The organism is Nocardia sp. NPDC050408 (assembly GCF_044458905.1).
Lineage (GTDB): Bacteria > Actinomycetota > Actinomycetes > Mycobacteriales > Mycobacteriaceae > Nocardia.
The window spans coordinates 144,687-158,698 of the sequence record NZ_JBITIL010000005.1; the positions used below are offsets into that span (position 1 = coordinate 144,687).

Sequence of the window (14,012 nt, forward strand, 5' to 3'; positions counted from 1 at the left end):
TAACTCCTCCTTCGACGTCGGCCGAGCGTAGCCGAGATCGGGATCTTTTCAAAAACGCTTCATAGTGTATTCAAATTAGCTAACTTGAAACGTGTTCTACCCCCCACTCTCGAAGGAAACGCCCATGCTGACGCCCCAGGACGAACTGCTCTGCCATCAATTGCCGACGACGTTCGACCATGTCGTCCAGAGCGATTTGCGCTGGACAGAGCGGATCGTGCTCTACGGCTTCGACACCACCGGCCGGGTGAGCGTGATGACCGGCATGGCCCGCTACCCCAACCGCAATGTGATGGACGCCTACGCGATGGTCACTGTCGACGGCAAGGCGCACGTGGCTCGCCTGTCGCGGGAGATCGGCGGCAACTACGACGACCTGGGCGCCTGGCAGGTCGGCGCCTACCGCTACGAGATCACCGAGCCGCTGCGCGGGGTACGGGCCACCCTGGGTGACAACGACCACGGTGTCCGTCTCGAACTGAACTTCACCGGACAGTTCCCCGCCTACGAGCAGGAACCCGCCTTCTTCCGCACCCACGGCCGGGTCCGCGAGGATGCGCGGCGCTACTACCAGAACGGCGAGATCTCCGGCTGGCTCGAGGTCGACGGCGAACGCATCGACATCGATCCGAGCACCTGGTGGTTCGGTCGCGACCACTCGTGGGGTACCAGGCACGGCGGCGGTGGTGGCAGCCTCTCCGAGGGCGGCGGCCTGCAGCCCTCGGAGATCCCCGAGGGCGTCCTGTACTTCATGGGCATCTTCCAGTTCGACGACGAGCTGGTGCATTTCGCGCAGCGCGAGACCGCCGACGGGCAGCGCTGGCATTTCGAGGGCTCCATCCAGCAGCCCATCGAGGCGGCGGCGCCGACCGTGCCGATCGTCAGCGTCACCCACGACCTCGAGTTCCGTGACGACTTCCGGATCGTGTCCGCGGGCGCCTTCACCGCGAATGCCGCCGACGGCACCACCCGTTCGTTCACCGTCACCCCGATCTCGGACTTCTGGCCCGGGCTGGCAGGCTACGACATGTATCGCGGCTACGCCTCCGGCGTCTGGAAAGGCCCGTTCTACAGTGACGGATTCACCGTCGATCTGAACGACACCGACGAACTGCGGCAGGTCAGCATGCTCACCGAGACCTTCTGCAAGGTCGAGAGCAATGACGGCAAGGCCGGCTACGGCCTGGTGGAGATGGTGTTCATGGGCCGCAACGCCCGCTACGGGTACGAGGGATACTGATGACCGCACGTCCCACGGCAGACGACCTGCCGTTCGCTGTGGCACCGGTGCTGCGCACCCAGTTTCCCGGCGCCGATTCGGCCGAGGTGCGGAATTGGACGGCCAGTCCGCGCGGCTTGGCCACCGAAACCTTCCTGTTCGATCTCGCCGCCGACGACGCCACGGTATCGCTGGTCCTGCGCAGGCCCCCCGAGGTGGCGCTGTTTCCCGACTACGACCTGCTGCGGCAGGTGCTGGTCATGCGACGGCTCGCCGATACCCCCATCGCCGTTCCCGCCGTCCGCTGGCTCGACCGTGAGGAAACCGCGCTCGGCAGTCCGTATTTCGTGATGGACCGCATCGAGGGCAGCGCGCCCGGCGATCTGCCGTCCTATCACTGCGCCGGGCTGTACTTCGACGCCGAGCCGGAAGAGCGGGCCCGGATGTGGTGGGGGTGTGTCGACACTATCGCCGAGATCCATCAACTCGACTGGCGTGCGCTGAATCTGGACTTCCTGGCGTTCCCCCAGTTCGGCGCAGCCCCGCTCGAACAGCTCATCGGCTACATCGAGTCCGCGCTGGCGTGGGCGTCGGACACCCAGCCGCCCGCCCTGCGCCGCGCGACCGAATGGTTGCGGGCCAACATCTACGAGCCCGAGCACGTCACCCTCTGCTGGGGCGACGCCCGAATGTCGAACATCCTCTACGACAGCGAATTCCGGGTCACCGGTGTCCTCGACTGGGAGATCGCCTACATCGGCGACCACGAGGCCGACCTCGCCTGGATGCTGTTCCTGGATTGGGCGTGCTCGGAATACCAGGACACCGAACGACTTCCGGGAACACCCACCCGGGAGGAAACGATCGCTCGCTACGAGCAACGTAGCGGGATGACGGTGCGCAACCTGCGCTACAACGAGATACTGGCGGCCGTCCTGCTCAGTATCCCGCTGCTGCGGATGGCGCACCGGCTACAGCTACCGCCCGAGATCGATGTGACCGCGTTCTGCGCCGCACGGATCGAGCAGCTGCTCCGCGACCCGTAGGCCGTGGATCGTGGATCAGAACAGCACGCCCGCGTGCCGCTCACGGTCGAACGCGGGGAGCGGGCCGCCGGAGCGGAGGGTATTGGCCAGGGCCGGGTCGGCCAGATGGAGGCGACCGATCGCGACCAGATCGAACTCCTCGTCCGACAACCGCCGGTACACCTCGTCGAGCGATGCGGGTTCGGGAATGCCGTTCTCGCGCAACGACTTACTCAGACCGATGCTGCCGACGGCCATGCTCGGCGCCCCGGTCAGCTTCTTGGCCCAACCGGCCAGGGTCAGGTCGCTGCCGTCGAAGGCGGGCTGGTCGAAACGGTGGGTGCTGGCGTCGAGAACGTCGACGCCCGCCTCGACCAGGGCGGTGAGGATCACGGCCAGCTCGTCCGGGGTGCGGGCGATGCGGGCGGTGTAGTCCTGCTGCTTGTGCTGGGAGAACCGGTAGAAGATCGGGAGGTCGGGGCCGATCGCGCGGCGGACCGCGCGCACCACTTCGACCGGAAAGTTCGTCCGTCGGCGCAGGTCGCCGCCCCAGTGGTCGGTGCGCTGGTTGGTGGCGTCCCAGAGGAACGCGTCGAGGAGGTAGCCGTGGCCCGCGTGCAGGGCGATGCCGTCGAAGCCGACGTCGACGGCATTGCGCGCCGAGCGTACGTAGGCGGCGATGACGTCCTCGATGTCGCGCTCGGTCATCGCGGCGGTCGGGGTAGTAGCCCAGGTCAGGTACCGCTGCGGGTATCCGGTGCGGCCGACCTGGCCCCACAGCCCGGACGGGCGCAGCGGGGTCGGTGTCGGGTCCACCGCACTCATCGCACCCCACAGCGGGCCGACGTGCCAGAGCTGCGGCACGATCCGGCCGCCCGCCTCGTGCACACTGTCGACCACGTGGCGCCATCCGGCCAGCGCCGATTCACCGTGCAGCCGAGGCACTTTCACACAGTCGACCGCCGTCGGGTGATCGATCCCGATGCCCTCGGTGATGACCAGCCCGGTGCCGCCGTCGGCTCGCCTGCGGTAGTAGGCGGCGACGTCGGCGCCGGGTACTCCGGCCGGCGAGTGCCGCCGGGTCATGGGGGACATGACGATGCGGTTGGGCAGCGTCAGCGATCTGACGCGCAGCGGCGAGAACAGGGGGTCCACGGCGACACCCTGCCAGTGTCGGGGCTTTCGGGCAATCGGCCGGGCCCACCCGAACAGCGATAATAACGTTACAGGTTACTATGTAATTATGACCTCAGAGACCTCAGAGACCTCAGAGACCTCGCCGCGCCCCGGTCGGCCGCGTGATGCCGACAAAGACCTCGCCGTGCTCATCGCGGCACGGCAGTTGCTGGCCGAAGTGGGGTACCCGCAGACCACGATCGTGGCGATCGCCAAGCGTGCCGGCGTGAACTCGCCTGCGATCTATCGGCGCTGGCCGACTCGGCAGGCGCTGCTGGAGGAGGCCATTCACGGTCCGGGCGGGCACGCGCCGCCCGAGCCGACCGGGAACCTGCGGGCCGACCTGGCGACCTGGGTGCGGATCTTCCTCGCTCGCGCGGACAGTCCCGCCGCGCGAGCCGGAGTGCCGGGCCTGCTGGCCGATTCGCAGACGGAGGAGGCGCGGCGGCGGCTGCTGGCGATCGGGGCCCCGGTGCGCAAGGCGTTCGCCGAGCTGCTCGGCGGCGCGGTCGACGACGGCCGGATCGCGCCCGGCGCCGATGCCGAACTCGTCTTCGAGATACTCGCGGGGACAACGACATTCCACGCGCTCTCGCGTGGCAGCGAGGAGGCCGAGCTGTTCGTGTCGAGGATGGCCGACGCGCTGTACGCGCTGGTGGCCGCGGGTAGGACGGCGGAACAATGAAGATCGATCTCCAGCTGAACGGTCGTCCCGACGAAGCCGCCTCGCGGGCAGCCGAATTGATCGCGTGCGGCGCCGACGGCCTGTTCACCTTCGAAGGGCCCCACGATGTCTTCCTGCCGCTGACCCTGGCGGCGACCGGTGCCGAACCCGTCGACCTGATGACCAACGTCGCCATCGCTCTCCCGCGCAGCCCCGTGCACCTGGCGCATGCGGCCTACGATCTGCATCTGCTCAGCCGCGGCCGGTTCCGGCTGGGCCTGGGTTCGCAGACCCGCGCGCACATCGACAAGCGGTACGGCGGCCAGTGGTCGCAGCCGGCGGCACGGATGCGGGAAGCGGTGCTGGCGGTCAAGGCCATCCTCGGCTGCTGGCAGCACGGCACGCCGTTGCGCTTCGAGGGCGAATTCACCCGGCATACCTTGATGCCGCCCACCTTCGACCCAGGCCCCAATCCGTATGGCGTGCCGGAGATCTGCCTCGGCGCGCTCGGCCCGATCATGACCAGAACCGCGGCCGAGGTGGCCGACGGGCTGCTGGTCATGCCGTTCAACAGTGTCCGGCATTTCGCCGAGCGCACCCAGCCTGCCATCGCCGAGGGCCTGGCGCGCGCCGGTCGCGATGTCGCGGAGCTGGCGATCTATCCGCAGGTGATCGTCGCGATGGGCCGGACCGCCGGCGAACTCGAGGCCGCCGCCGCCGGCGTCCGCCGGCTGCTCGCCTTCTACGGATCGACACCCGCCTACCGTCCGGTCCTCGATGTCGAGGGCTGGGGTGAGCTCCAGCCCGAACTGAACACGCTGTCCAAGCGCGGCCAGGTCACCGCGATGACCGAACTGATCGATCACCGGATGCTGGAGACACTCGCCGTCTACGGCACGCCCGAAGAATGCGCCGCCGGGATCATGGCGCGCTTCGGTGCCGTCGCCGACCGGATCTGTTGCTATTTCCCGGGTTACGCCGTCGCCGACGCACACATCAGGGATCTGGTCGCGCAATTGCAGGCCGCATGAGCGAGCGCAGCGAGCGAACATCAACACAGCCGACAAGGTCGGTCATGCCGGAGCCGAGCGTCAGCGAGGCGCAGGCATGAGCGACGTGCGAATCGACATCGCCGACGGCGTCGCGGTGGTGACATTGGACCGGCCCGAGCGCCGCAATGCCTTCACCGCCGCGATGGGGCGCGCGCTCGGCCGGGCGTACCGCGATCTGAATGCCGACGACGATGTCCGGGTCATCGTGCTGACCGGCGCCGCCCCGGCCTTCTGCGCCGGAGCGGATCTGGGCGGCGGTGCGACGACGTTCGAAAAGCCCGACAGCGCGGCATTTTCCGCGTCACCGGTCGACCCGCCCGCCTTCGCCCTCCGAAAACCGGTGATCGCCGCGGTGAACGGGCACGCGATCGGCATCGGGCTGACCCTGGCGATGCAGGCCGACATCCGCCTGGTCGCCGACGCCGCCCGCTACACCATTCCCCAGGTGCGCCTCGGCGTCGTGCCCGACGCGATGGCGCACTGGACCGTGGCCAAGGTCGCGGGATTGTCGGTCGCGGCCGACATCCTGTTGTCGGGACGGACTTTCGACGGCCCGGAAGCAGTGCGACTCGGCCTCGCCACCCGCTGCCTACCCGCCGCCGACGTGCTGCCCGCCGCTCTCGCGATGGCCGCCGACATGGCTGCAAATGTCGCACCGATGTCCGCGGCTTTGAGCAAACGACTGCTGTGGGACACCGCGATCCACGGCTACGACCCCACCCGCGTCGCCGAGCTCGAAACCGAACTGCACCTGCGGGTCATGGGCACCCCCGACGCCGCGGAAGGAATGCGCGCCCGGCTCGGCCGCCGCAAACCGGCGTGGTCTGCCCGGCTGTCGAGCGAGTGGGAGGACTTACCACAGTTCTGACCGTCCGAAGGTTGTGCCGGCAGGGCACACAAAACATGGGCAACCGGAGAACGCCTGGTCGTCGTGGAGGTGTATCCGGTCTGAGCGCTGCCGATCGCGCAGTGTCCGTTGGCAACCACGGGGCCGCCGACAAATCCGGGCGGTGGACGAGGTAGTGGCCATTCTGCGGTAGTATGCATTTCGTTGGGTAATAGCCAACAATATGCATAGTTCCGGAGGTGGTGCTGGTGGCCGAGCGTCGCAGTACACCGCTGCCCAGTAAGCTCTGGCGGGCACCGCTTCGAACTGTGCGGCCCCAGGACTTGGCCGACATCTACGCCCAACCGCGGCCCGAGATCGCGCGGCTCGTCGATCGAGGAGTGCTGCACCGCATCGCTCACGGCTACTACATCATCGTCCCACCGGACTACATCGGCCGGCCCTGGCTGCCTGGTCTCGAGGCGGCGGCCGCGGGTATCGCGTCATCGATTTACGGGGCGGATCAGATCGTCGTCATGGGCATCAGCGCGGCCCGCCTGCTGGGAGCCATACCTCGTGCATTGGCGACTGCGGTTGTCGCGGTTCCGAGTCAGCATCGGCCGATCGCACTGACCGACCGTTCGGCACAGGTTCGGTTCGTCCGCCGAGATACCGACGCTCTCGACGCCGAGCGTATCGAAACTTCACTGGGTCCAGCGCTGGTCACAACTCCGGAACAGACGGTGCTCGATCTTGCCCGACGCCCGGAGCTGGGCAATGCCGAGGCCGAGGTTCGTTCGGCGATCGAGACGCTCTACCGCCGGTGTGATTCGGCGAGACTCACACAGCTCGCTACGGATCAGCGTCTGGGTGTGGCGCTTCGACGTGCGGAAAGTTGGGGCGGAGTATGAGCATCGACGAACGTGACAGTGTCGCAATTCAATTCGGAGTTTCTTCGGAGCAGGTCGAGCGCGACTATCTGATCTCCCATCTGCTGGCGGCAGTCAGCCGAGGATTCGGTGACCGGTTGCACTTCATCGGCGGAACTGCTCTTGCCCGTACGCATCTGGTGAGTGGCAGGCTCAGTGAAGACATCGATCTGGTTGCGTTGGACAACCGAACGGTACTGGCAGCCGAACTCGACGCAGCTTTGCCGCGATCCGTCGCGCGGAGCTACGGTCGGCTGGAATGGGCGCCGTCGCTGAGCGATGTCTCGGACGCGGGGCTGGCCAACCTTCGCTCCGCGTCCGGTGTGTCCGTCAAGATCCAGTTGCTGTCGGCACGCGGGCGAACGGTGTGGCCTGCCGAACTCCGCGGTCTAGAGCAGCGTTACAGCGACGTGCCGCCGGCCGAGCTGTTCGTTCCCACTTTGTCGGCCTTTGCTGCAGGGAAGACGGTGACATGGCACGACCGGCGCGCATCACGCGACCTCTGGGACCTTTGGGCACTGAGCCGCATCGGCGCGATCGACAGTGCTGCGGGAGCGTTGTACAGGAGATACGGTCCGACAAACCGGTTCCCCAGCCCGCAATTGTTCGATCATGCACCGGGCGAAGACGACTGGAACACCCAATTGGCCGGGCAGACCCGGCTGGTGATTACGGCTGAGACTGCGCTGGCCACGGTTCGAGACGCCTGGGCGCGAGTTGTGGAATGACCGGTGCGTTCGACCAGCATCGGGAATAAGACTCGTGCGTCGGGGAGATGGATCCACAGCCTGCAGTCATGGGGACAAGGCGGGTTCGAACGCCTGACGGTCTGTCGCTCCGATCGCCATGGCGGCACTGGCCGACGGAGGAGGGCCCTCCCTCATGGATTGACGATGTCGGGAGCACTGTAACCCCCGACTTGGACGGGACCACGAACGATCCGCCGAGACTGTTTGATCCGAGGCGGCAGGGCCTGACAGTGCCCGGTGGCGTGCCGCAATGTGTCTGTGTCTCGTATCAGCTGGTTTGCTGGGAAGGACACGCTCGAACACTCGGTAATGCCGCGACCCGCGCGTTCGGGAACGTCCGCATCTGCCGCTGGGCGCGCGGTTGGCGAATGTCCGCTTCTGCCGAATGCCGTGCGAATGCGCCGCGCCGCCAGGCCGCCAACAGCGCACCGACAGTGACGCCAGGGTCGGGCATAATCCAGCAAGCCGAATTGTCGAACATATGTTCGACAATGGAGTAGACTGGTTCAGGTGAACATACATTCGATCGCGGCGGCGCCCGATGCTCCAGCACCGGGATGGTCGGAACTGGCCGATGTCGATTTGCTGCGCACCCTCGTTGAAACCGAACGCCGTCGGAGGCGACTGGATGCTGCCATGCGCGCGGCCGTCGCCGAAGCCGAGCGTCGTAGCCTCGCCGCAGACACAGGCTATCGGGACACCGTGGACCTATTGACTGATCTGCTGCGTATCAGTGCCCACGAAGCGCGCCAGCGAATCGAATACGCGGCTCCGCAGGCCCGCTCGCGTTCCAGAAAGGTATGGAGGGTGCTGGCGGCAGCAAGCTGAGGCCGAGCCCGCTGCCTCGACCTCTGTTCGGAGGGCCGCGAGGACCGACTGCACGTCTACCGTGTAAGCGCCAGCGCGGGCCGCGTCCACTGTGGCTCGTTCCGAAAGGCGCTGTATCACCGGAGGCGGGCGGTTCGAAGCGGCCATGCGGCAGGACTGAAAGATCAACGGGCCGAGTTCATCTCGACCGGACGAACGCACTGATCTGCCGAATTCCGGATGTGTTCTGTCATGCTCGCGTGAATGGCCTCACGCGGATGGCCATGTCGGTGAGGATGCTTGATGATCGTCGAAACCATCCCTATGTGGACCGACCAGCAAATGCCGCATGGTTGTAGACATCTGTGCGCGCTCATGTCGGCAACCGCGCTGATCGAACCGGTCGGAGCGGTGCAGGCGACCTGCAAGTGGCTGTATCGATCCGAGGCCGACCGAACGCACCGCGCCATGACGATGACCGTCCAGCGACCCTTGCTCGAAGACTGACTCGGCTACTCTGCGGATCTTTCGGTGCTCGATTGTGTAATGAGCCATCACCCAGGCGTTTCGAGGTCGCCGGCAGTCGTCTCGTCGAGAGAACCACGTCCGGGATCCCGGTCGCCGGCTGGCCTGCGACCTGTGGGCTCGGGCTGAAACCTGGGATCGGTAGGTGGCGCGCGCGGCATCTACTTGCCCCATGACATCTTCTCAATCTCCCATGAACCAACCGCAGTCCGCCGGTTTGGACAAAAAGACCAGCGCGATCCTGTCCTACGCACTGGGGTGGCTCACCGGAATCATCTTCCTGTTCGTGGGAAAGAACGATCCCGATGTGAAATTCCATGCCTCGCAATCGATCGTCTTCTTCGGGGCGGTCTCGGTGGTCAATATTGTTCTGAGCATCGTCGGCTCGCTCCTCGGAGTCCTGGGGATCATCTTCAGCCTCGCCGGACTCGCAGTCGCGGTCTTCGCGGTCGTCGTCTGGATCATGGCCATGGTCCAGGCGAACAACACCGGCGGTGTCCGCGCGCAGCTTCCCATCGTCGGAAAATTCACTGCCCCCTATGCCGATCGGTTGGCCAACTCGGTCAAGTAGCGGCATATTCGAAGTCCCCAGCTGGATTTCGTCATCGAGGATGCTGTCGGCACCCCTGCCTGCGGGCCAGATGCGACAGTACGAAGATCAACGGCCCGAGGCTATCTCGGGCCGTTGGCGTCCGCGTGGAACGTCCGAGAATGCCGAATTGAGTGTGTTCAGCCAGCCGGTGACGACGCGTTTGGATCCGGCGAGTATGGCCGCAAGCTCACGACTGATGTTGGGTATCGACCGCTATATCCACTTACAGTTGCTACCTCGGCCGGACGCCGCTTCCCAGCGCCCCACAACACAAACCACTACTGAGACACGGCCTAGGCACGTCATGGACTACAACGCACGCAAGCAGGAGACCGTACGTGCGATTTATGACCGGCTCTTCCGCGCGGCGGGAATACTATAGGCACCCGGACAACAACGGCACTCGGCACACCCTCATGCCGCTGCGTGGGCGTTCCAGCGAGTCGCTGTGCAGCCGGGCGGCGATCGCGCGTCTGACTCAATGTTCATCTATAGACCGCGGTCCTACCGGCGTGTTCACCGGTCGGCCGGTTGCACACCCACTGCCTATGCGACCACGTGGTGCTACCCGATGCGAAGACCGGCCGGCGAGTCGTCACTGTCGACGGCGGCAAGCCTTTGGAATAACGGCGTTGTGGTTGAGAGCCGGGAATCGGGATTCGTGGCGTGGCGCGGTCGGGATCAGCGGAGAATTCCGCTGGTGGCCGACCGGTCACGGTGCCGACGATGTCGCGATCGGATTCGAGTGGATGGGGCAGGCCATGGAGATCAGTGAGTTCTTGACGCGCAAGCTGGAGCGGCGGTTCGAGACGTTCGACTTCGACGGAGACGGCCGGATCGAGCGCAGCGATTTCGACAGTTCGGCGCGCGCGGTAGCCGCGGAGTTCGGCCACGAGCCGGATTCGCCTGCCGCGCAACAGTTGCTGCAACTGAGCCTGCAGTTGTGGGGGCGCCTGGCATCGGCGGGCGATGTAGACATCGACGGATCGGTCGATCTATCCGAGTACAAGCAGGCTTTCGCGGAGGGTCTGCTGGTGACCGAGGAATCATTCGAACAGGGCTATCGGCCGTTCCTCGCAGCGATCATGGCGATCGCCGACTTCGACGGCGACGGCAAACTGAGCGCCGAGGAGCACGTCCGCTGGACGGGGGCGCTCATGCACCTGCCTGCCGACGATGCCCGCGAAATCCACCGCAGGCTCGACACCGACGGCGACGGCTTAGTCACCACTGACGATCTGCTACAAGCCATCCACGACTATTACTTCGACGAGAATCCGGAAGGTGTCGGCAGCTGGCTGCTCGGCAAACTACCCGGCTGACGCCAATTGTCGCCAATCGCGGTTGGCCTCCATATCGTTGACCAGACTCGCACACTGAGGACGTGTCTGGCTCCCGGATCCGTTCTGCGGCAGACACACAGCGACCAGCCTGCACAGTCCTTGCTGGTGACGTTCCTGTCGCAGAACAGGTAGTACCGGCTCGGACTCGACTACCGTGACAACGATTGGCTCTGCCCGCGAACTGTGGTGTCAGTTGTTCGCGAATCCTGGTGGCGTGTCGCCACTTACACCCACTTCGACGATGTTCACGAATGACGACGGCAGGGGTGGGGTCAGACCCAGCCGAGCATCCACTCCTTCTGTCGAACGCGCGGTAAGGCCGATTAGCGGATCATTCGCCTAATCGACCCGAGCGACGGCCGCTAGGTGCGCCGTCTCGTCTTCGACCCGCTGACGGCCACGTAACGCCGCCACACACCGTGGGAATCTTCGTGGCTATCGCCGGGATCGACCTGAGGGTCATGCGTGGTCCTCAGGTTTTGGGGCGGCGTCGATCTCGGCCATGTGCTCCTCCGCCCACGCCCGCAGCGCGGCCAGCGGATTTTCCAGGGAGAGCCCGAGATCGGTAAGGCGATAGTGAACGCGCGGGGGAACGGTGGGTTCGACGCGGCGGGCGACCAACCCGTCGCGGGACAGGCTTTGCAGAGTCACCGACAGCATCTTCTGCGATACGCCGGGCATCCGACGCTGCAGTTCGGCGAAGCGCACCTCGCCGGGCGCGGCCTCGGCGAGCAGTTTCACCACCATGGACACCCATTTGGTGCCGAGCCGATCCAGAAGCCGACGGGTCGGGCAGTCCGGAGCGAACAGATCCCCGCGCTGGCCTGTGCTGGTTCGGGTAGCCACCTGGAGCTCACCACCTGTATCGAAAGTGCCGTCTTGGCAGGCTACCTCAGGTTACCTACGGTCAGCTAGTAACTATCAGTAACCGGCTAGCGGAGGATCGAATGTCTCACGAACTGCCAGATCTCACAGTGCGGATGGTGGCAACCAACGGGATCAAAGCGAACGTGGCGATCGCCGGCACCGGACCGGCAGTCCTGCTGCTGCACGGCTTTCCACACACCTGGCAGCTATGGCGCGAGGTGATGGGCCCACTCGTCCGACGACACCGGGTGATCGCGCCGGACCTGCGCGGCCTCGGCGCCAGCACACGAGCACAGGACGGCTACGACGCGGGCACACTTGCCACCGACGCCGAGGGGCTGCTCGACGCCCTGGGTGAAACCAGCGCCTCCGTCGTCGCGATCGATGCCGGTGCTCCGCCGGCATTCCTACTGGCGATGCGGCGGCCCGAACGAGTCAACCGGCTGGTACTCATGGAATCGCTGCTGGGCACGCTGCCCGGTGCCGAAACCTTTCTAGCCGGTGGGCCGCCCTGGTGGTTCGGTTTTCACGCGGTGCCGGGTCTTGCCGAAAAAGTCCTTGCCGGAAACGAATCCGATTACCTCGACTGGTTTCTGACGACCGGAACCCAGGGCCGCGGCATCCCCGCACAAACCCGCGATGCCTTCGTCGCCGCCTACACCGGCACTGATTCCCTGCGGTGCGCTTTCTCCTATTATCGGGCGATGCCCACCAGCGCTGAGCAGATCCGGCGGGCTGTCGACACCGCCCGGCTCACCGTGCCGACGATGGCCATCGGATCCCACCCGGTCGGAACCACACTCGAAAACCAACTCCGTCCGGTCGCCGACACCTTGACCGGGCACTTGATCGAGGACTGTGGTCACATCATCCCCCTCGACCGCCCGGCGACGCTGGTGCCGCTACTCGTCGACTTTCTCGATTCCTGAAGGGCCAGAACCTGATCCGGCCGTAAGCGAAGTCCCGATATTACGTCCCTACAGCAACGCACGATAGTGCTGCTGAGCGGGTGATCGGTGGCGGTCGAGAGCGCAGGGGGTGTAGAAGCGTGTGCGACTCAATATTGTTGTTTTGCAACAAGTTCAGTGAAGCGGGGCATCGTTGATCGAAAGGGGGCGGGGTGTGACGCGCTCGTGTCGGTCGGCCCGGTTGTCCGGCGCGGACGGTCGCATTTGCTCGGTGTGGGTTCCCATGTTCGATGTGCCCTACAAGAACCGCGTCTGACCTGGCATTTCTCAATGCGGCTATTCCGGTATTGTCCGGAAAATCCTGTTGACCTGCGGAAACGCTGTCGCAGGTTTGTGCCCTCGGCAGGGCACGCAAAACATGGGCAACCGGAAAACGCCTGGTCATCGTGGGTGTTTATCCGATTTGACGTTCGGACGGATATGCCGTGTTGCAACTCCTGGACGCTATCCGGAGTTGCTGAACCCGCAGATCGCTGGAACGGTGATAGCGCTTGAGAAGAATCCTCAGACTTGCTCGCCGAAATTCCCCAGGCGGAGCAGGGTTTGAGGTTATCAGGTTGGGCGGTGTAGCGGGACGATTATGTTGTCTGTAGGGATGCTGGGCCGGGCTGCTTCTAGGGTGGTGAGTAGCGCGACAATGGTGATCGCTTCGCCGCAGGGGGGGCAGTGAACCGCCCTGGGTTTGGTAGCGATGCTGATGTTCCCCGGGTTTCGTGGAGTCGGAATACTGGACTTTAGGCCACGGGTTGGATGGATGACTGCATCATCTCGTACTCGATCGGGGATCGCATTCCGAGGGCCGAATGACGGCGTCGACGGTTGTGGAAGATCTCCAGGTATTCGAAGATCGCGTTGGCCAGCTCGATTCTGGTTCTCCATCGTTGCCGGTTCAGTAGCTCGATTTACATTCTGCCCCAAAAGGATTCGATGACGGCGTTGTCGTAGCAGTCGCCGATCGAGCCCATCGACGGGACCAGCCCCGACTGGCGGGCCATGTCGGTGAAGGCCCAGGGCGTGAATTGCACCCCGTGGTCGGAATGAATGATCGTCCCGGCCCGCGGTGAACGGTTGGCGATGGCCATTCCCAGCGCGTTGGTCACCAGCGCGGCGGTCTGGGTCGAGTCGATCGACCAGCCGACGACTCGGCGGGAGAACGTGTCGAGCACGACCGCGCAGTACACCTTGCCTTCCCGGGTGTGATGCTCGGTAATGTCGGTGACCCACAACTGATTTGGCCGCGATCGCGTGAACGACCGGCTGACCAGATCGC

General features: G+C 65.2%; 14 protein-coding genes and 1 pseudogene. 12 read left to right on the forward strand and 3 right to left on the reverse strand.

Translation table 11 applies throughout. The features are described from left to right. Window positions 1-124 precede the first annotated feature (124 nt). A complete protein-coding gene (locus ACIBJI_RS17290) occupies window positions 125-1,240 on the forward strand; it encodes a hypothetical protein (protein WP_397084850.1) in 1,116 nt (371 codons plus the stop codon). Next, on the forward strand, window positions 1,240-2,265 hold the full coding sequence (locus tag ACIBJI_RS17295) for a phosphotransferase family protein (RefSeq protein WP_397084852.1): 1,026 nt from the start codon (window positions 1,240-1,242) through the stop codon (window positions 2,263-2,265). Before ACIBJI_RS17290 ends, ACIBJI_RS17295 begins: the two co-directional genes overlap by 1 nt. Before the next feature lie 15 nt (window positions 2,266-2,280). Here ACIBJI_RS17295 and ACIBJI_RS17300 read toward each other — a convergent pair whose 3' ends face one another. Beyond that, window positions 2,281-3,399 carry an NADH:flavin oxidoreductase gene (locus ACIBJI_RS17300; protein WP_364347267.1) on the reverse strand — a complete coding sequence of 373 codons (1,119 nt, stop codon included), beginning with the start codon at window positions 3,397-3,399 and terminating at the stop codon, window positions 2,281-2,283. An 88-nt stretch (window positions 3,400-3,487) separates the two neighbouring features. Here ACIBJI_RS17300 and ACIBJI_RS17305 point away from each other — a divergent pair, with 88 nt between their 5' ends. The 9 genes from ACIBJI_RS17305 to ACIBJI_RS17345 all read left to right on the forward strand — a co-directional run bounded on the left by ACIBJI_RS17305 (window position 3,488) and on the right by ACIBJI_RS17345 (window position 10,886). Beyond that, window positions 3,488-4,105, forward strand: coding sequence for a TetR/AcrR family transcriptional regulator (locus ACIBJI_RS17305; protein ID WP_397084854.1), 618 nt, complete (start codon window positions 3,488-3,490; stop codon window positions 4,103-4,105). Next, window positions 4,102-5,115, forward strand: a complete 1,014-nt coding sequence (locus ACIBJI_RS17310) for a TIGR03617 family F420-dependent LLM class oxidoreductase (RefSeq protein WP_397084856.1) — start codon at window positions 4,102-4,104, stop codon at window positions 5,113-5,115. The genes ACIBJI_RS17305 and ACIBJI_RS17310 overlap by 4 nt, the downstream gene beginning before the upstream one ends. A gap of 76 nt (window positions 5,116-5,191) precedes the next feature. Then, window positions 5,192-6,004: an enoyl-CoA hydratase/isomerase family protein gene (locus tag ACIBJI_RS17315; RefSeq protein WP_397084858.1), complete on the forward strand. Its 813-nt coding sequence runs from the start codon at window positions 5,192-5,194 to the stop codon at window positions 6,002-6,004. A 227-nt stretch (window positions 6,005-6,231) separates the two neighbouring features. Next, the gene (locus tag ACIBJI_RS17320) at window positions 6,232-6,873 is read left to right on the forward strand and encodes a type IV toxin-antitoxin system AbiEi family antitoxin (RefSeq protein WP_364347275.1); all 642 of its coding nucleotides are present in this window, start codon (window positions 6,232-6,234) and stop codon (window positions 6,871-6,873) included. Continuing rightward, complete coding sequence (locus ACIBJI_RS17325) at window positions 6,870-7,619, forward strand: nucleotidyl transferase AbiEii/AbiGii toxin family protein (RefSeq protein WP_364347277.1); 750 nt, start codon at window positions 6,870-6,872, stop codon at window positions 7,617-7,619. The genes ACIBJI_RS17320 and ACIBJI_RS17325 overlap by 4 nt, the downstream gene beginning before the upstream one ends. 531 nt (window positions 7,620-8,150) lie before the next feature. Next, the gene (locus ACIBJI_RS17330) at window positions 8,151-8,468 is read left to right on the forward strand and encodes a DUF222 domain-containing protein (RefSeq protein WP_364347279.1); all 318 of its coding nucleotides are present in this window, start codon (window positions 8,151-8,153) and stop codon (window positions 8,466-8,468) included. A 282-nt stretch (window positions 8,469-8,750) separates the two neighbouring features. After that, the gene (locus tag ACIBJI_RS17335; RefSeq protein WP_364347281.1) at window positions 8,751-8,954 is read left to right on the forward strand and encodes a hypothetical protein; all 204 of its coding nucleotides are present in this window, start codon (window positions 8,751-8,753) and stop codon (window positions 8,952-8,954) included. Window positions 8,955-9,165: 211 nt separating this feature from the next. Then, complete coding sequence (locus ACIBJI_RS17340) at window positions 9,166-9,543, forward strand: DUF4870 domain-containing protein (protein WP_364347283.1); 378 nt, start codon at window positions 9,166-9,168, stop codon at window positions 9,541-9,543. A 659-nt stretch (window positions 9,544-10,202) separates the two neighbouring features. After that, window positions 10,203-10,886, forward strand: a complete 684-nt coding sequence (locus ACIBJI_RS17345; RefSeq protein WP_396957372.1) for an EF-hand domain-containing protein — start codon at window positions 10,203-10,205, stop codon at window positions 10,884-10,886. Between the two features lie 480 nt (window positions 10,887-11,366). On the opposite strand, the gene ACIBJI_RS17350 is transcribed toward ACIBJI_RS17345, so the two are convergent. Next, window positions 11,367-11,753, reverse strand: a complete 387-nt coding sequence (locus tag ACIBJI_RS17350) for a helix-turn-helix domain-containing protein (protein WP_364347287.1) — start codon at window positions 11,751-11,753, stop codon at window positions 11,367-11,369. A gap of 101 nt (window positions 11,754-11,854) precedes the next feature. On the opposite strand from ACIBJI_RS17350, the gene ACIBJI_RS17355 reads away from it, so the two are divergent. Continuing rightward, window positions 11,855-12,703, forward strand: coding sequence for an alpha/beta hydrolase (locus ACIBJI_RS17355; RefSeq protein WP_364347289.1), 849 nt, complete (start codon window positions 11,855-11,857; stop codon window positions 12,701-12,703). A gap of 773 nt (window positions 12,704-13,476) precedes the next feature. On the opposite strand, the pseudogene ACIBJI_RS17360 reads toward ACIBJI_RS17355, so the two are convergent. Beyond that, window positions 13,477-14,010 (reverse strand): annotated as a pseudogene (locus ACIBJI_RS17360) (IS3 family transposase); the annotation flags it as partial. Window positions 14,011-14,012 lie beyond the last annotated feature (2 nt).